Source organism: Streptomyces sp. NPDC088745, from assembly GCF_044751045.1.
In the GTDB taxonomy this organism is placed as follows: domain Bacteria; phylum Actinomycetota; class Actinomycetes; order Streptomycetales; family Streptomycetaceae; genus Streptomyces; species Streptomyces cremeus.
Genome location: NZ_JBIVLB010000004.1, coordinates 345,444 through 360,932 on the forward strand (window position 1 = coordinate 345,444; position 15,489 = coordinate 360,932).

General features: G+C 71.4%; 17 protein-coding genes. 7 read left to right on the forward strand and 10 right to left on the reverse strand.

The window, feature by feature from the left end; translation table 11 throughout:
• Positions 1-29 precede the first annotated feature (29 nt).
• A complete protein-coding gene (locus ACIP93_RS14360; RefSeq protein ID WP_401758852.1) occupies positions 30-887 on the reverse strand; it encodes a polysaccharide deacetylase family protein in 858 nt (285 codons plus the stop codon).
• A 108-nt stretch (positions 888-995) separates the two neighbouring features.
• Here ACIP93_RS14360 and ACIP93_RS14365 point away from each other — a divergent pair, with 108 nt between their 5' ends.
• On the forward strand, positions 996-1,454 hold the full coding sequence (locus tag ACIP93_RS14365) for a GNAT family N-acetyltransferase (protein ID WP_401758855.1): 459 nt from the start codon (positions 996-998) through the stop codon (positions 1,452-1,454).
• Here ACIP93_RS14365 and ACIP93_RS14370 read toward each other — a convergent pair.
• The 4 genes from ACIP93_RS14370 to zapE all read right to left on the reverse strand — a co-directional run bounded on the left by ACIP93_RS14370 (position 1,441) and on the right by zapE (position 5,785).
• Positions 1,441-2,391 (reverse strand): PPK2 family polyphosphate kinase, encoded by a 951-nt coding sequence (locus tag ACIP93_RS14370; RefSeq protein WP_401758453.1) that lies wholly within the window; start codon positions 2,389-2,391, stop codon positions 1,441-1,443. The genes ACIP93_RS14365 and ACIP93_RS14370 overlap by 14 nt on opposite strands.
• Before the next feature lie 156 nt (positions 2,392-2,547).
• Positions 2,548-3,993 carry an alkaline phosphatase PhoX gene (locus ACIP93_RS14375; protein WP_401758456.1) on the reverse strand — a complete coding sequence of 482 codons (1,446 nt, stop codon included), beginning with the start codon at positions 3,991-3,993 and terminating at the stop codon, positions 2,548-2,550.
• A 205-nt stretch (positions 3,994-4,198) separates the two neighbouring features.
• Positions 4,199-4,627: an OsmC family protein gene (locus tag ACIP93_RS14380; RefSeq protein ID WP_345217695.1), complete on the reverse strand. Its 429-nt coding sequence runs from the start codon at positions 4,625-4,627 to the stop codon at positions 4,199-4,201.
• 48 nt (positions 4,628-4,675) lie between these two features.
• Complete coding sequence (gene zapE, locus ACIP93_RS14385; protein WP_401758460.1) at positions 4,676-5,785, reverse strand: cell division protein ZapE; 1,110 nt, start codon at positions 5,783-5,785, stop codon at positions 4,676-4,678.
• A gap of 36 nt (positions 5,786-5,821) precedes the next feature.
• On the opposite strand from zapE, the gene ACIP93_RS14390 reads away from it, so the two are divergent.
• From ACIP93_RS14390 to msrB, 4 genes are all read left to right on the forward strand, one after another.
• Positions 5,822-6,685 carry a pyrimidine reductase family protein gene (locus ACIP93_RS14390; protein ID WP_401758464.1) on the forward strand — a complete coding sequence of 288 codons (864 nt, stop codon included), beginning with the start codon at positions 5,822-5,824 and terminating at the stop codon, positions 6,683-6,685.
• A gap of 217 nt (positions 6,686-6,902) precedes the next feature.
• A complete protein-coding gene (locus tag ACIP93_RS14395; protein WP_345217700.1) occupies positions 6,903-7,373 on the forward strand; it encodes an indole-3-glycerol phosphate synthase in 471 nt (156 codons plus the stop codon).
• 102 nt (positions 7,374-7,475) lie between these two features.
• Positions 7,476-8,882, forward strand: a complete 1,407-nt coding sequence (gene murC / locus ACIP93_RS14400; RefSeq protein ID WP_401758467.1) for a UDP-N-acetylmuramate--L-alanine ligase — start codon at positions 7,476-7,478, stop codon at positions 8,880-8,882.
• 14 nt (positions 8,883-8,896) lie between these two features.
• A complete protein-coding gene (gene msrB / locus ACIP93_RS14405; RefSeq protein ID WP_345217703.1) occupies positions 8,897-9,304 on the forward strand; it encodes a peptide-methionine (R)-S-oxide reductase MsrB in 408 nt (135 codons plus the stop codon).
• Positions 9,305-9,308: 4 nt separating this feature from the next.
• Here msrB and ACIP93_RS14410 read toward each other — a convergent pair whose 3' ends face one another.
• Together ACIP93_RS14410 and ACIP93_RS14415 are read right to left on the reverse strand one after the other, a co-directional pair.
• Positions 9,309-10,007, reverse strand: coding sequence for a YitT family protein (locus ACIP93_RS14410; RefSeq protein ID WP_401758471.1), 699 nt, complete (start codon positions 10,005-10,007; stop codon positions 9,309-9,311).
• Between the two features lie 66 nt (positions 10,008-10,073).
• Positions 10,074-11,693: an adenine deaminase C-terminal domain-containing protein gene (locus ACIP93_RS14415; RefSeq protein ID WP_401758474.1), complete on the reverse strand. Its 1,620-nt coding sequence runs from the start codon at positions 11,691-11,693 to the stop codon at positions 10,074-10,076.
• On the opposite strand from ACIP93_RS14415, the gene ACIP93_RS14420 reads away from it, so the two are divergent.
• Both ACIP93_RS14420 and ACIP93_RS14425 read left to right on the forward strand, forming a co-directional pair.
• Complete coding sequence (locus ACIP93_RS14420; protein ID WP_401758477.1) at positions 11,688-11,951, forward strand: hypothetical protein; 264 nt, start codon at positions 11,688-11,690, stop codon at positions 11,949-11,951. The genes ACIP93_RS14415 and ACIP93_RS14420 overlap by 6 nt on opposite strands.
• A 93-nt stretch (positions 11,952-12,044) precedes the next feature.
• Positions 12,045-12,959, forward strand: coding sequence for a LysR family transcriptional regulator (locus tag ACIP93_RS14425; RefSeq protein WP_401758480.1), 915 nt, complete (start codon positions 12,045-12,047; stop codon positions 12,957-12,959).
• A 210-nt stretch (positions 12,960-13,169) separates the two neighbouring features.
• Here the strand turns inward: ACIP93_RS14425 and ACIP93_RS14430 are convergent, their stop codons facing one another.
• The 3 genes from ACIP93_RS14430 to ACIP93_RS14440 all read right to left on the reverse strand — a co-directional run bounded on the left by ACIP93_RS14430 (position 13,170) and on the right by ACIP93_RS14440 (position 15,466).
• On the reverse strand, positions 13,170-13,970 hold the full coding sequence (locus ACIP93_RS14430; protein WP_401758483.1) for an urease accessory protein UreD: 801 nt from the start codon (positions 13,968-13,970) through the stop codon (positions 13,170-13,172).
• 101 nt (positions 13,971-14,071) lie between these two features.
• Positions 14,072-14,767 (reverse strand): urease accessory protein UreG, encoded by a 696-nt coding sequence (gene ureG / locus ACIP93_RS14435; protein ID WP_401758486.1) that lies wholly within the window; start codon positions 14,765-14,767, stop codon positions 14,072-14,074.
• Between the two features lie 24 nt (positions 14,768-14,791).
• Complete coding sequence (locus ACIP93_RS14440; protein WP_401758489.1) at positions 14,792-15,466, reverse strand: urease accessory protein UreF; 675 nt, start codon at positions 15,464-15,466, stop codon at positions 14,792-14,794.
• Positions 15,467-15,489: the final 23 nt, after the last annotated feature.

A 15,489-nucleotide genomic window follows, 5' to 3' on the forward strand; every position in this document is an offset into this window, starting at 1 on the left:
ACAGGCCCCGGTTCCGGGCGGTGCGCCGGCTAGCCGCGGGCGATCAGGTCCGAGACCTTGACGAAGCGGTAGCCCCGCTTCCGCAGCTCGGGCACCACCCGCCGCAGTGCCTTCTCCGTCGTCGGGGCGGCGCTGCGGGTGCAGTGCATGACCACCAGCGAGCCGGGCCTCACCCCGGCCAGCACCTGCTCGGCGACCGCGTCCGCGTCGGTGGCGAAGGCGTCGCCGCTGACCACGTCCCACTGCACCGCCGTCACCTTCGCGGGGGCCAGGCTGCGCAGCGCGCGGTCGTCGTAGCAGCCGCCGGGGAAGCGGAAATACGGCACCACGTTGACCGCCCCCGCCGCGCGGAACGCGGCGAACGCCCGGTCCACGTCCGCCTTCATGGCCTTCGGCCCGACCGTCGGCAGCCCGTAGCAGGGCGAGGAGAAGGCGTGGTGGCTGTAGGAGTGGTTGGCGATCTCGAAAAGCGGATCGGTGCCGATGGAACGTGCCTGGTCCGGGTACTCCTCGGCCCACCGCCCCGTCATGAACACCGTCGACGGCACCTTCCACTTCCGCAGTGACGCGATGAGCCGCGGGTTGTCGAAGTGCTCGCCGAGGGCCGCCCGGGGCCCCTGGTCGGCGGTCATGTCCGCGTCGAAGGTGAGCGCCACGACCTTGTCGCCGCCCTTCGTGCGCGCCCGTTCGAACACGGGGGTGAGCCCGCCGGGGCCGGCCGCGATCGTGGGGGCGGGGGCCGGGGCGGCCGGGGGAGCGGCCGGCGTCGACGGTGCGGGCGCGGAGGGCGACCGGCGGGACGCGGCGCCGTCGCTGCCGGTCCCGCCGTCGGTGCTGCCGGTCCCGCATCCGGCGAGAGCCGCGCCCAGAGCAGTCGCCGCGAGCATTCTTCGTACAAAAGTGGTCACCGACGGAAAGTAGCCGATCAGAACGAGCGGGTACGGCTGCGGCACGGCGTACCCCGGGCAGGTCATACTCCCGGAGTGATCTCAGACATGACGCCGGAAGGGCCCGCCCGCGTCCGGCGTGCCGTCGCTCGGGACGCCAAGCGCCTCACCGGCCTCGTCCGCACCTCGCGCGCCTACGAGGGTCCGTACGCCTCGATGGTCGAGGGGTACCGGGTCGGCCCGGACTACATCGAGCACCACGAGGTGTACGTCGCCGAGTCGCCGGACGGACGGGTCCTCGGTTTCTACGCGCTGGTCCTGGACCCGCCCGAGCTCGACCTGATGTTCGTCGCCGACGCCGCGCAGGGCACGGGCGTCGGCCGCCTGCTGTTCGGCCACCTCACCGGGCGGGCCCGGGAGGCGGGGCTGACCGAGGTGCGGATCGTCGCCCACCCCCCGGCGGAGGGCTTCTACCGGAGCGTGGGGGCGGTGCCGGTCGGCACGGTCCGGGCGAACCCGCCGGCCGTGCGCTGGGACCGGCCGGAACTGGTGCTCACCCTTCGCTGAGCAGCCGCCCGCGGCACTCCCGCACGTCGAAACCGGCCGGCGGGAACCGCGGATCGAGCGCCGTGAGGTGTTCCTGGAGGAGGCTGCTGACGGCCCAGTCGCGGTACCACTTGCGGTCGGCCGGCACCAGGTACCAGGGGGCGGCGGGGGTCGAGCAGCGGGCGAGGGCGATCTCGTACGCCTCCTGGTAGGCGGGCCACAGGGCGCGCTCCTCGATGTCGCCGGGGCTGAACTTCCAGTGCTTGTCCGGGTTGTCCAGCCGTTCCAGGAGGCGGCGTTTCTGCTGCTCGTAACTGATGTGCAGGAAGACCTTGACGACGGTGACGCCGCTGTCCGCGAGGGACGCCTCGAAGGTGTTGATCTGCTCGTAGCGGCGCTCGATCTCCTCCAGCGGAGCCAGCGAGCGGACCCGGCCGATCAGGACGTCCTCGTAGTGCGAGCGGTCGAAGATGCCGATCTCGCCCGCTTCGGGCAGCGCCTTGGCGATCCGCCAGAGGAAGGAGTGCGCGCGCTCCTCCTCGGTGGGGGCCTTGAAGGCGCGGATGCGGCAGCCGGACGGGTTGAACAGGCCGATCACGTGTTTGACCGTGCCGCCCTTGCCGCTGGTGTCCATCCCCTGGAGGACCAGGAGGAGGCGGCGCCTGTCGCCCGCGGTGCTGGCGGCGTACAGGCGTTCTTGCAGGTCGGCGAGGGGTCCGCCGAGCAGGGCGGTGGCGGCCGCTCCCGTCGCCTTGTCCTGCGGGCCGACGGGGGTGGCGTTCGCCGCGTACGAGGCGAGGGAGACCCGGGAGCCCGGCGGGACGCGCAGGCTGTCCCGTACGGAGGGCTGCGGACGGGCCTGCTGCCGGTCCTGCTCCGGCCGGCCCCTCCCTCGGCGGTTCTTCTCCGGCCGGTCCTTCTCGTGCGGGTCCTTCTCGTGCCGTTCCTTCTTGGGCATGGGGCTCCTTGTCCGGGCGGGCGGCTCCCTCGATCCTGCGCCGTATCCTTCCCCTCCGCGAGCCCTGGAAGCCGTCCTCAGCCGCCTTGCGGCGGACGAGGGGGCCGGCGGGGCCGGGGGAGCGCGGACCGGCCCGCCCGCCCCCGGCCCCTCGGGTCAGTCGTCCCAGGGTCCCGTCACCGCGAACGTCGTCCCGGGGGTGTAGCAGTTCACGTACATCGTCGACTCGTCCGGCGAGAAGGTGACCCCGGCGAACTCGCCCCACTCGGGCGCCTCGGGCGTGCCGATGTTCTGCCGGTTGCGGGCCATCGGGTAGACCTGGCCCCGGCGGCTCAGACCGAACACGTGCTGCGCGCCGTCGCCGTCCTCGCACACCATCAGGCCGCCGCTCGGCGCGAGACAGATGTTGTCCGGGTACTCACCGGGCAGCCGGTGGTCGGTGTCCGGGCCGAAGACCACCACCAGGGTGAGCCGGCGCCGGTTCGGCTCGTACTTCCAGACCTGCCCGAAGTGGTCCTTGAGCGAGCCCTCCTTGGTCCTGGCGTAGCTGGAGACGAAGTAGACGGCGTTGTCGCCCCAGTAACAGCCCTCCAGCTTCTGGGCGTGGGTGATGCCCTTCTTGCCGAAGTCCTGGAGCCGGACGGGGGTCTGCTCGGCGAGCGGGTCCGGCACCGGCACCCACTCCACCCCGCCGAAGCTGCGGCCGGCCTCGTGGACGGCGGAGAGGTCCGGCACGCCGGGGACCCGCATGGCCTCCAGCGCGCCGCCCGCCCGCAGCGAGTTCACGCCGCCGCAGGGCTTCTCGGGCAGGAAGCGGTAGAAGAGGCCGAAGGGGAACGCGAAGGCGTCCTCCGTCTCGTACACGATGCCGCTCTTCGGGTCGACGGCGATCGCCTCGTGCTGGAAGCGGCCCATCGCGGTCAGCGGGACCGCGCCGGTGCGGTGCGGGTCGGCGGGGTCCACCTCGAAGATGAAGCCGTGGTCCTTGGTGTACCCGGCCGTCCCGGCCTTGTCCTCGTTCTCCTCGCAGGTGAGCCAGGTACCCCAGGGGGTGGGCCCGCCCGCGCAGTTGACGGCCGTGCCGGCGATGCCGACGCGCTCCTCCAGGACGTTGCCGCGGCCGTCCAGGGTGAGCGAGGTGCAGCCGCCCTTGGCGGCCGGGTCGTAGGTCAGGCCCTTGACGGTGGGCACGCCGTACCGCGCGCTCTGCCGGTTCTCGTGGTTGCGGACCAGGTGGACGCGGCCGCGGCGGCCCCGGAGCGCCGTCATGCCGTCGTGGTTGCCGGGCACCGGGCCCTCGCCGGATCTGAGCGGCTCGCCCTCGCGGGAGAGGACCCGGTAGCGGAAGCCCCGGGGCAGGTCGAGCAGGCCCTCGGGGTCGGGCACCAGCGGCCCGTATCCCGCGCGGTGCCGGCCCCCGCCGCCGCGCGGTCCGGCCAGGGCCGTACCCGCGAAGACTTCGGAGAGGGCCCCGGTGAAGGCGATGCCCGCACCCAACGCGCCCGTGCGGGCGAGGACCTGGCGTCGTGAGGCGTCGGCGGCCGGGGGCTTTTCGGACGCCGGAGACGTGCCGGGCGTCGGGGACTTCTCGGTTGCTGACATGAGGCAACTCCCTGCTGGCGGACAGGAATGTGACCCGCACGTGTGTATCACGCAACCGGTGACACGTGAACCATGCGGGCCACAACTCCTCGCCGGACGCCCGGAGTCACCCGAAAACACCCCTGGATCAGCGGACGCCCGGAGTCGCCCGGAAGCACCGCTGGATCAGAGGGCTCCCGAAGTCACCCGGACACGCCCCGGGACCTCAGACCAGCTTGGCGTCCAGCGTGATGTTCTTGACGCCCGCGAGCGCCTGGCTGACCGGGCAGTTGGCCTTGGCGTTCTCGGCGGCCTCCTGGAAGCCCGCCTCGTCCAGACCCGGGACCTCGCCCTCCACGGTGAGGTGGATGCCGGTGATGCCCTCGCCCGGCTGGAAGGTCACCGCGGCGGCGGTGCTGATCCGGGTCGGGGTGTGACCCGCGCCGGACAGGCCGTGCGAGAGGGCCATCGAGAAGCAGGACGAGTGGGCGGCGGCGATCAGCTCCTCGGGGCTGGTCTTTCCGTTCGCCTCCTCGGCGCGCGACGGCCAGGACACGGCGTAGCTGCCGACCCGGGAGGAGTCGAGGGAGACGGTGCCCTCGCCCTCCATGAGGCTGCCGGTCCAGTCGGTGTGCGCGTTACGGGTGGTGGCCATGGTGAAACCCTTCGCAGATTCGCAGAAATGACGGACAACACCCAGAACCTACTGCGCCACCAGCCCCTTCGCGTCCCGCGCCAGGGCCGTCAGCCGGGAGATCGCCCGGAAGTACTTCTTCCGGTAGCCGCCGTTCAGCATCTCGTCACTGAAGAGCCTGTCGAAGGGCACCCCGGACGCGAGCACCGGCACCTCGCGGTCGTACAGCCGGTCCGCCAGCACCACGAGCCGCAGCGCCGTCGACTGGTCGGGCACCGGGGTCACCCCGGTCAGGCAGACGGCCCGCAGGTCGTCGGTGAGCGCCCCGTACCGGCTCGGGTGCACCTTGGCCAGGTGGTCCAGCAGCTCCGGGAAGGCGTCCAGGCTGGCGCCCTCCGTCGCGTGCGCGGCCCGCGTGACCTGCTCGTCGGTGTACGGAGGCGGCGCTTCCGGCAGGCCCCGGTGGCGGTAGTCCTCGCCGTCGATGCGCAGCGGACGGAAGTGCGCGGACAGGCCCTGGATCTCCCGCAGGAAGTCCGCGGCGGCGAACCGGCCCTCGCCCAGCTTGCCGGGCAGGGTGTTGGAGGTGGCGGCGAGCGCGACCCCGCTCTCGACCAGGCGGCTGAGCAGCGAGGACACCAGCACGGTGTCGCCCGGGTCGTCCAGCTCGAACTCGTCGATGCACAGCAGCCGGTGCCCGCTCAGGGTCGCCACCGTCTGCTGGAAGCCGAGCGCGCCGACCAGGTTCGTCAGCTCCACGAACGTGCCGAAGGCCTTGAGCTGCGGCTCGGCGGGCGTCGCGTGCCAGAGCGAGGCCAGCAGGTGCGTCTTGCCGACGCCGTAGCCGCCGTCCAGGTACACCCCGCGCGGCCCGGTGGCCTTCGCCGGGGCCTTCTTGCCGAACCAGCGCCGCTTCCCGGCCGACGGCGCGGACCCGAGCCCCGCCGCGAAGGCGCTCAGCACCCGGACCGCCTCGGGCTGGCTCGGCTGCTTCGGGTCGGGGATGTACGTATCGAACCGTACGGAGTCGAAGCGCGGCGGCGGCACCATCTCGGCCACCAGCCGGTCGGCCGGGACGTGCGGCTCGCGGGCGGACAGCGAGAGGGGGGCCGCGTCGGCTATGGGGCTGCCGGGGCCCTGAGCGGCGGATTTCGACGGAGACGGCTGTGAGGACGACACAACCGTCCACTCTATGTGCCGTGCCAGACTGCCCCCATGCGACGCCTGTTCCCTGTGACCGACGAAACATCCCGCGCTGCGGCGGAAGCTTCCGTGGAAGCGCCGACGGAAGCCACGGCGGAAGCGCCGGCGCGGACCTCGGCGGAAGTCCCGGAGGAAGTCCCGGCGGCCGGGACCTGGAGCCTGGACGCACTGGCCGACGCCTACGCGTACCCCACCGGGCCGGACGTCTGGCTGCGCGCCAACATGGTCTCCACGCTGGACGGTGCGGCCCAGCACGACGGCCGCTCCCAGCCGATCTCCTCCGACACCGACATGCGGATCTTCGGCACCCTGCGGGCGCTGGCCGACGTGATCGTGGTGGGTGCGGAAACGGTACGGCAGGAGGGCTACCGGCCCGCCCGCGCCCGGGACGCCTTCGCCGCCCGCCGGAAGGCCGCGGGCCAGGGCCCGGCCCCCGCCGTCGCCGTGGTCAGCGCGAGCCTGGACCTGGACTTCGCCCTGCCGCTCTTCACCGAGCCCCTCGTCCCGACCCTGGTGCTGACCGGCGCCACGGCCCCTCCGGAACGGGTGCGCGCGGCCCGCGCGGCGGGGGCCGAGGTGCTGATCGCCGGGGACGGCGCCGGGGTGGAGACGGGCAGGGCGGTACGGGTCCTGGCCGAGCGGGGCCTGAAACGCCAGCTCACCGAGGGCGGGCCCAGGCTGCTGGCCCAGTTCGTCGCGGACGGCGTGCTGGACGAGCTGTGCCTGACCCTGTCCCCGATGCTCACCTCCGGGCACGCCCAGCGGATCGCGGACGGACCGGGGCTCGCGGTTCCGGATCGTTTCGTCCTGGCGTCGATTCTGGAAGAGGCCGGGTTCCTGTTCACCCAGTACCGTCGGAAACAGCGCCACATGTGATCATTTGCCACAGGCCGACAAACGGTGGAATTTGTCGTTCCGCTTTAGCCCGGGTGGGCACACTTAACCCCAGCGGTTCCCGTGCCCGCGCGGGGAACGATGGTTTCCGCGAGGTTTCGCGCCGGCCGGAGCGCGCAGACGTACAGGTCAGGCGTACAGACCCAGGCGTACAGACCCACTGGCGTACAGGGCCAGAGAAGGAGAAAGGGCGCCCGACATGTTCACGAGCGTATTGATGATCGAGAAGCCCCTCACCGCGGCCGACGTGGAGTTCGTCACGACCCTGCACGGGGAGGAGCAGGTCTCGTTCGTGGTGCTGATGCAACCACGGGGCGATCAGGCCGACGTCCTGCTGAGAGCCATTGACGACGTGGCGATGGGCGAACTGGACGAGGCGGTCCGCGAGGGCGACGAGCCCGAGGGCGAGGACGCCCGGCCGATCGCCGAGCGGGGCCTCGCGGTCTCCCTCACGGCACTGCGCGCCACGGGCAGCGAGGCGGTGGGCCGGGTGGTCGAGGACCACCCGCTGGACCTGCTGAAGTCCGTCGTCGACGAGACGGGCGCCGACGAGGTGATCGTCCTGACCGCACCGCACTACGTGGAGGAGTTCTTCCACCGCGACTGGGCGTCCAGGGCGCGTCACAAGGTCGGCGTCCCGGTGCTCAAGCTCTTCTCGCACAGCGAATAGGGTGGGGCTGCCTTCCGCCGAGAAGGCCGCAAGCGGCTTGCACGAAGTCCGCAAGACGACCGCCTGACGACCGCAAGACGACCGAAACGTACGGAGAACCGCATGGCACCCGGCATTCCCACCGCCCTGGACCGACCGCACTTCATCGGCATCGGCGGCGCCGGAATGTCGGGCATCGCCAAGATCCTCGCCCAGCGCGGCGCGAAGGTCGCGGGCAGCGACGCCAAGGAGTCCGGCACCGCCGAGGCCCTGCGCGAACTGGGCGCCACCGTGCACATCGGCCACGCGGCCGGCAACCTCGCGGACGACGCCACCGCCGTCGTGGTGTCGTCCGCGATCCGGGCCGACAACCCGGAACTGGTCCGCGCCGCCGAGCTGGGCATCCCCGTCGTCCACCGCTCCGACGCGCTCGCCTCCCTGATGGACGGCCTGCGCGCCATCGCCGTCGCGGGCACCCACGGCAAGACGACCACGACCTCCATGCTCGCGGTCGCCCTCACCGACATGGGCCTGGACCCCTCGTACGCCATCGGCGGCGACCTGGCCGGGCCCGGCACGAACGCCCTGCACGGCGAGGGCGACATCTTCGTCGCCGAGGCCGACGAGAGCGACCGCAGCTTCCAGAAGTACGACCCCCAGGTCGCGATCGTCCTCAACGTCGAACTCGACCACCACGCGAACTACGCCTCGATGGACGAGATCTACGAGTCCTTCGAGACCTTCGCCCGCAAGATCGTCCCGGGCGGCACGCTGGTCGTCAACGCCGACCAGGGGGGCGCGGTCGAACTCGCCCAGCGCCTGCGGGGCGAGGAACTGCTCAACATCGTCACCTACGGCGACTCCGCCCAGGCCGACGTCCGCGTCCACAAGATCACCCCGCGCGGCCTGTCCAGCGAGGTCACCGTCCTCCTGAACGGCAAGTTCCTCACCTTCACGGTCTCCGTCCCCGGCGCCCACTACGCCCACAACGCGGTCGCCGCGCTCGCCGCGGGCGTCGCCCTCGGCCTCCCGGCGCACAACCTGGCCTCCGCCCTCGGCACGTACACGGGCGTCAAGCGCCGCCTCCAGCTCAAGGGCGAGGAGCAGGGCGTGCAGGTCATCGACTCGTACGCGCACCACCCGACCGAGATGACCGCCGACCTGGAGGCCATGCGGGGCGCGGCGGCCGACGCCCGCCTCCTCGTGGTCTTCCAGCCCCACCTCTTCTCCCGCACCCAGGAACTCGGCCAGGAGATGGGCGAGGCCCTCGCCCTCGCCGACGCCTCGGTGGTCCTGGACATCTACCCGGCCCGCGAGGACCCGGTCGAAGGCGTCACCAGCGCCCTGATCATCGACGCGGCGAAGGCGGCGGGCGCGCAGGTGACGGCCGTCTCCGACATGTCCGCGGTCCCCGACGTGATCGCGGGAATGTCCCGGCCCGGTGACCTGGTTCTCACCATGGGCGCGGGCGACGTGACGGACCTGGGCCCGCGGATCCTGGCCCGCCTGGCGAGCCCGGCCGACAAGTAAGGGGACTCAAGGTCATGCCGTACGACATCGAAAAGCCCGACGAGCAGTGGCGCGAGGAACTGACCCCCGCCGAGTACGCGGTCCTGCGCCGGGCCGGCACGGAACCGGCCTTCGTCGGCGAGTACACCGACACGAAGACGACGGGCGTCTACTCCTGCCGCGCCTGCGGCGCCGAGCTGTTCCGCTCCGACACCAAGTTCGAGTCGCACTGCGGCTGGCCGTCCTTCTACGACCCGAAGGACACCGACGCGGTCGAGCTCGTCTCCGACACCTCGCACGGCATGGTCCGCACCGAGGTCCGCTGCGCGCGCTGCGGCTCGCACCTGGGCCACGTCTTCGAGGGCGAGGGCTACCCGACCCCGACCGACCAGCGCTACTGCATCAACTCGATCTCCCTGCGGCTGACGCCCGACGAGGGGTGACCGCTCACCCCCGGTCCGTACGTTCGCGGCGCGGCCGCAACCGGTGGAAGAGGAAGAAGCAGAGCCGTACGTACTGTCCGACGAGGACGCCGTTGATGACGGTGCCCTCGCGGACGAAGTGCGGTGCGCCGAGGCAGATCAGGCCGACCGCCGCCGAGACGACGAGCAGGGTGCAGTCGAAGGCCGTCTTGATGTTGCCCCACTTCCAGCCCTTCCGCCGGAAGACGGTGTTGACGAACATGTCGACCGGCATGAGGACCAGGTTGGCGCGGATCATCAGGAACAGGCCGAAGGCCAGCAGCGCGTCCGCGAAGACCAGGAGCGCGAACCTGGCGGCGTAGGCGTCCGGCACGATCCACTGCGTCAGCCTCAGGTTCAGGTCGAGGAACGTGGCCAGGGCGAGGGCCGGGACCAGCGACAGGAAGTTCCTGAGCCGGAAGGCCTTCGGCATGACCAGGTAGGTCAGCGCGAGCATGACGAGTTCGAGCAGGAAGTTGAATGTCCCCTGGCTCATCCCGGGAAACACCAGGGTCATGGTGCGGGTGAGGCTGCTCTGCGGCGAGATGCCGATGCCGGCCCTGATGGCGAGGCTGACGCCCAGCGTCAGCAGGTAGATGCCGGCCGCGTAGGTGATCCACCGCCGCGGCAGACCTCCGGTGTCGACGACTCCGACTTCCTGTTCGTGCCGTTCGTGCTGCAACACGGGCTTCTCCTGTGTCTGCTGACCGGATGGGGAGGCGGTGTCTGCTGACCGGACGGGAGGCGTTCGTCAGATCATGAACCCGAAGCGGTCGAGCGAGATGAAGAGCGTCAGGAGCTTGTTGACGACCGGTTCGCCCTCGTTGTGGTGGCCCAGCTTCTCCAGTTCCGCGTCGATCGAGCGGGTCGCGGCGAGGAGTTCGGACAGGTTCATGTCGGCCATGACGCCGTAGATGTCCAGCGCCAGCTCGGCCTTCACCTGTCCCCCCTCGGTCACCAGGCAACCGCCGACGCGGGTGTCCAGCCGGGTGAGGCTGTCGTGCATCTCGGTGCTGTCGGAGCCGACGGCCACGAAGTAGGCGCGGGGCGCCGGCCAGAACGTCGAGACCGCGCCGCGGGAGATCGACACGCCCCTGAAGAGGCCGTTGACCACGTGGCGCTCGCCGTCCGCGTACCGCTGCACGACCGAGATCCGGTTGAGCGGCTCGCCGTCCAGCTCCGGGACGACCGCGCCGTCCCGCAAGGGCACCCAGACCTCCTGGGCGAACTTGAGGTGGCCGCGCCCGTACACGTCGAAGAGCAGGACCTTGGCCCGGCTTCCGTCGGCGGAGACCTCGGTCGGGGTGAGGTCGAGCTGCCCGGGGGACAGGCCGGCGAGCCCGGGGCGGGGCTCCTGCACCATGCCGGAGTAGTCCAGTTCGGCGGCCTTGAGGAGCCTGCGGTCCCGGGCGACGAGTTCGCCGCCCTTGAACACGTACAGCGGATTGATCCGGGAGAGGCTGTCGGTCAGCACGATGTCGGCGAACCGGCCGGGGGCGAGGGAGCCGAACTCGTTGTCCATCCCGAAGGAGCGGGCCGCGTAGAGCGTGCCCATCTTGATGGCGTGGATCGGGTTCATGCCCATCTCGACGGCCAGGGAGATCACCCAGTCGATGTGGCCCTTGGTCAGGACGCGGTCGACGGAGATGTTGTCGGCGCACAACTGGAAGTTCTCGGCCGGCCAGCGGCGTTTCACGAGGGCGCGCAGCATCGTCCTGATGACCTCGGGGCTGCCCACGCCGAACTTGATCTGGGTGCGCAGGCCGTAGCGGACGCTCTTCTCGATGTCGTCCTCGTTCCAGACGTCGTGGTTGTTGTGCGCGCCGATCGCGGGCAGGTAGTTGAGGAGCATGTCCGGCAGCGCGGTCACGCCCCAATGGCTGTTCACCCAGCCGCCGTTGGCGCGGCCCAGGGCCGCCCTGCGGAAGTCGTCGTCGTTGCCGGTCATGTACGAGAGGTGGGCGAGCTCGCCGAGACCGATCACCGGGTCCATCTTCAGCATGGCCTCGGTGACCTCGACCGAGGTCTTCTTGCCCGGTGCGAAGGCGTAGATCCGGTAGGGCAGCTTCTCGTGGTCCCGGAACAGGGCGCGGACCGCCTCGACCGCCTCGTCACCGGCCGCGCTCGCGAAGTCCAGGGTCTCGGCGAAGATGGTCGTCGTGCCGCTCGGTACGATCGCCTCGCCGAAGGCGGCGGGGTGCGCGAGCTGGGCGTCGAAGTGCAGGTGCGCGTCGATGAGTCCGGGGATGGCGTACAGGCCCTGCCCGTCGAACACCTCCCGGGTCCGGACGACGGACTCGTCGGGGTCCAACGCGATGATGCGTCCGCCGTGCACGAGAATCGACCCCTGGAACACCGCCTCGCTGTGCACGTCCAGAATGCTCAGATTCCGCAGCAGGAGATCGGCTTCCCGCTCGCCGTGCAGAATGCCGAACACCGTCCGGACGTGTTCGTCGTGAAGGGGAACGGAATGCGCGATGTCCGTCCGGTTGTCCCTGTGCGCCTGCACCATGATGTCCTCGCCTCGTCGTCGGTCTGCTGTGTGCCGTCGTCCGCCCACCACGCATTCATTGCCGACCGCGGACCGCCGATCGCCGTGCGGGAGACGGAAATGCGTTGTGTGCGGTGAGGACATGAAAGGGCAGGCGACTGTTGCTGACAAGCAGCCGTTTTCGCACGGACCGTGCGCTTTTTGTGTACGGTCGGGCTCGGGGAGGCCGACATGCTGCACTCACGCCTGCTGCTCTACATCGACGAGGTGGCGCGCTGCGGATCCATCCGGGCGGCGGGGGCCCGGCTGCACGTCGCGCCGTCGGCCATCAATCGCCAACTCCTGCTGCTGGAGAAGGAGTTGGGGGAGAAGCTGTTCGAGCGCATGCCGCGCGGGATGCGGCTGACGCCCGCCGGTGAGGTGCTCCTCGCGCACGCCCGGCGGACCATGCGGGACTACCGCGAGGCAGTGAGCGCGATGCGCGACCTGCACGCGCTGCCCAGCGGGGAGGTGGCGATCGCCACGATGACCGGGCTGGCCAGCGGTGTGGTCGCCGCCGCGACGGCGAGTTTCCGCGCCCGTTATCCCGAGGTGCGGATCTCGATCCGGGTGATGTCGAGCCACGACATCCTGCGGGCCGTGCAGAACGGCGAGGCCGACCTCGGCCTGGGATTCAACGTCCCGCCCTCCCCGCAACTGGAAACCTGCTGGCAACTGGCCACCCGCCTCGGAGCGGTGCTCGCCCCGACCCACCCCCTGGCTCCCATGGAAACCATTCCGCTGGCGCGGTGTGCGGCCCATCCCCTCGTTTTCGCGGACCGCTCGATGACGATTCACGGAATCATCGCCGACACCTTCAACGAGGCCGGAATCAAGGTCGAGCCGGCGTTCCGCACCAATTCCATCGAGACGATGAAAAAGCTCGCCGTCTCGGGCGACGCCATCGCCTTTCTCAGCAAATTCGACATGGCCGAGGAGCGGCAGAGCGGAATCCTGGTGTTCCGGCCGGTACGCGACCGGGCGTTCAGCAACAACATCCTCGCCCTCGTCCGCCGCGAAGGCCACGGCCACGGCCCGGCCGGGCTGCTGTTCGCGGAGGAGGTGCTGGGAACGCTGGAATCGGTGGTCAGGGGGCCGGTGGGATGAGGCTGGTCGCTTGAGACTCCCCCCGCCCCGAGGGCCCCGGCCGCCGAGCGCCGGGTTCGGGAGCGGTTCGGCGGCCGCGGTTACCGGCTTGTCGCAGCAGCGCGGGCCCGGCCCGGTGAACGGGAGCATCCGGAACGGCTCCGGCACCGTGATCACGCCGGCCGCACTGCCGTGAGCCCCTCGCACGCTCCGGCAGATGGCCGGCCCCGGCTACATGTTCCGGATGTGTTCGAGCGCGGTGTCGAGGAGCTCGCCCACCTGGTGGAGAGTGGTGGCGGTGGCGGTGGCCAGGTAGGCGGGGTGCCGGGCGAGCGGGGTGAGAACGGCGTGGCCCTTCTCCCGGTCGTCGCCGATGAGGACCGATGGGCGGTCGGCGGGGAGGCGGGGGTCCACGACGAGGAGCTGGCCGGCGGCGCGGTGCCCGCCCAGCACGGCGGGGCCGTCCCAGGCGGGCGTCGTCCCGCCGTAGGCGGTGTGCTGGTCGAGTACGGGGCGGCCGCCGCGCAACACGGTGAGGCGGGTGGAGAGGCGACCCGGGGGCTCAGCCGTGCGGCCGAGGAGTTGCTCCTCGCGCAGGAGGACGGCGGCGGTGGACGCGAGGTCGACCGTGCAGCTCTGGTGAAGGGTGCTGCCCGAGGCGCTGATCAGGGGTTTGGGCAGCCAGGACAGCATGGCGTGGTCGGCGACGGTGAGGCGGACGTCATAGGTGGCCGGGGCGGTGGTGGCGCCGGGCAGCGCGATGGTGGCGGTCGGCGTGGTCACCTCCAGTTCGGCGCGTTCCCCGGCGGTGATGTCGAGGGCGAGCCGGTCCCCGCCGAGGGGTGCGCACATGGAGCTGATCACGCTGACCCGGGCCCACCCGTTGTGGGGTTGCGTCTGGTGCAGGTGGAAGGGGCCGCTGTTGCGCATGAGCGGCACGGTCGTGGTGGAGCCTTTGCGGACGGCTCTGATGACGGCGGTGGCCCGCACCCCGGAGTGTTCGGGGTCCGTGGGGTGCACGCGCCCGGCCATGTGTGTTCCGACTGTCTGACCGCTGGCCGTCTCGTTTCCCGCGGCGGCCGGCGCGGGGGGTGCCATGGTGGGCGGTGGGCCCGGATGCGGTGCGGTGGCTGTCATACGGCGGCCTCGGTGCGCCAGGCGGCCAGGCAGCCGTCGACCCAGTCGGCGACGGGCTGAATGCCGTCGTCGGAGGTGAGACTGGTGAAGACGACGGGGAGCTTGCCGCGCTGCCGGCCGGCGTCGGAGGCCATGGTGGCGAGGTCGGCGCCGACGTAGGGCGCGAGGTCGGTCTTGTTGACGACGAGGAGGTCGGCGGTGGTGATGCCGGGGCCGCCCTTGCGGGGGATGTCGTCGCCGCTGGAGACGTCGATGACGAACACCTGGTGGTCGACGAGGCCCTTGGAGAAGGTGGCGGTGAGGTTGTCGCCGCCGGACTCGATGAGGATCAGGTCCAGCGGAGGCAGTGATTCCTCCAGCTCCTCGACGGCTTCCAGGTTGGCGGAGATGTCGTCGCGGATCGCGGTGTGCGGGCAGGCGCCGGTCTCGACGGCGGTGATGCGCTCCGGCGGCAGCACGGCTTCGCGGAGCAGGAACTCGGCGTCCTCGCGGGTGTAGATGTCGTTGGTGACGACCGCGATGGACAGCCGGTCACGCAAGGCGCGGCACAGTGCGGCGACGGTGGCGGTCTTGCCGGATCCGACGGGCCCGCCGAGGCCGATACGCAGGGCACGGCGGCTGCCGTCGGGGTGCAGCGCCTCGGCGCTGGGCGTGTGGTGGTGCGGCGGCATCGTGTCGTGGTCGAGGTGCATGGCGTACTCCGAACGGTCTGGGGGTCAGGAGGCGAAGAGCCGCATGGGCCAGGCGGCGTGCTGTTCGCCGGTGATGTCGAGGAGCGGCGAGGAGGCGGCGGGCAGGACCGCGACACCGTCGGCCGCGAGCCGTGCTGCCGCCCTGGCGGCGGTGTGGGCGACGTCGTCGAGTTCGCCGGCGAGCCGGGCGAGGAGGGCGGTCGCGTCGAACGGGTTGAGACTGAGCAGCCGCACCGCCGCCGTCGCCGGGCCGCCGATGCTCTCGTACGCGGCGCACTGGGCGGCGTCCAACGGGGTCAGACCGGCGGCGCGGGCGGCGACGCCCAGCACCACGGGCTGGTGGGCGCCCTGCGGCAGGCGCTGGGCGATCTGGTCGAGCTCGGGGCAGGGCCAGGCGGCCCGGGCCGCGCGCAGCATCTGCCGGCCGAGCTTGCGGGCGACCTGCCGCAGCGCCGGCACGGGGGTGCGGGCGTCGGCGGCCTCGTCCAGCGCCATCGCGTCGTACCCGGTGGCGGCAGCGGCGGCGAGGCCGGCCGCGGTGAGCCCTGCGGTGTGCAGGCGGCCCCGGCAGAACGCCTCCAGGCTCGCGGCGTCGTGGACACCGCGCGAGGCGACCGCGGCCTCGACACCGCCGGAGTGGGCGTGCCCACCGGCAGGGAAACGGCCGTCGGCCAGGACGAGCAGAGCGGCATGGCTCATGGGAACGGTGGCCTGCCTTTCAC

What these genes read in the sequence shown, in the direction of transcription:
- ACIP93_RS14365 (WP_401758855.1), top strand. Translation starts at nt 996, where the DNA reads ATGACGCCGGAAGGGCCCGCCCGCGTCCGGCGTGCCGTCGCTCGGGAC.
- ACIP93_RS14380 (WP_345217695.1), bottom strand. Translation starts at nt 4,627, where the DNA reads ATGGCCACCACCCGTAACGCGCACACCGACTGGACCGGCAGCCTCATG.
- ACIP93_RS14390 (WP_401758464.1), top strand. Translation starts at nt 5,822, where the DNA reads ATGCGACGCCTGTTCCCTGTGACCGACGAAACATCCCGCGCTGCGGCG.
- ureG (WP_401758486.1), bottom strand. Translation starts at nt 14,767, where the DNA reads ATGCACCTCGACCACGACACGATGCCGCCGCACCACCACACGCCCAGC.
- ACIP93_RS14425 (WP_401758480.1), top strand. Translation starts at nt 12,045, where the DNA reads ATGCTGCACTCACGCCTGCTGCTCTACATCGACGAGGTGGCGCGCTGC.
- ACIP93_RS14395 (WP_345217700.1), top strand. Translation starts at nt 6,903, where the DNA reads ATGTTCACGAGCGTATTGATGATCGAGAAGCCCCTCACCGCGGCCGAC.
- msrB (WP_345217703.1), top strand. Translation starts at nt 8,897, where the DNA reads ATGCCGTACGACATCGAAAAGCCCGACGAGCAGTGGCGCGAGGAACTG.
- ACIP93_RS14370 (WP_401758453.1), bottom strand. Translation starts at nt 2,391, where the DNA reads ATGCCCAAGAAGGAACGGCACGAGAAGGACCCGCACGAGAAGGACCGG.
- ACIP93_RS14375 (WP_401758456.1), bottom strand. Translation starts at nt 3,993, where the DNA reads ATGTCAGCAACCGAGAAGTCCCCGACGCCCGGCACGTCTCCGGCGTCC.
- ACIP93_RS14360 (WP_401758852.1), bottom strand. Translation starts at nt 887, where the DNA reads ATGCTCGCGGCGACTGCTCTGGGCGCGGCTCTCGCCGGATGCGGGACC.
- ACIP93_RS14440 (WP_401758489.1), bottom strand. Translation starts at nt 15,466, where the DNA reads ATGAGCCATGCCGCTCTGCTCGTCCTGGCCGACGGCCGTTTCCCTGCC.
- murC (WP_401758467.1), top strand. Translation starts at nt 7,476, where the DNA reads ATGGCACCCGGCATTCCCACCGCCCTGGACCGACCGCACTTCATCGGC.
- ACIP93_RS14430 (WP_401758483.1), bottom strand. Translation starts at nt 13,970, where the DNA reads ATGGCCGGGCGCGTGCACCCCACGGACCCCGAACACTCCGGGGTGCGG.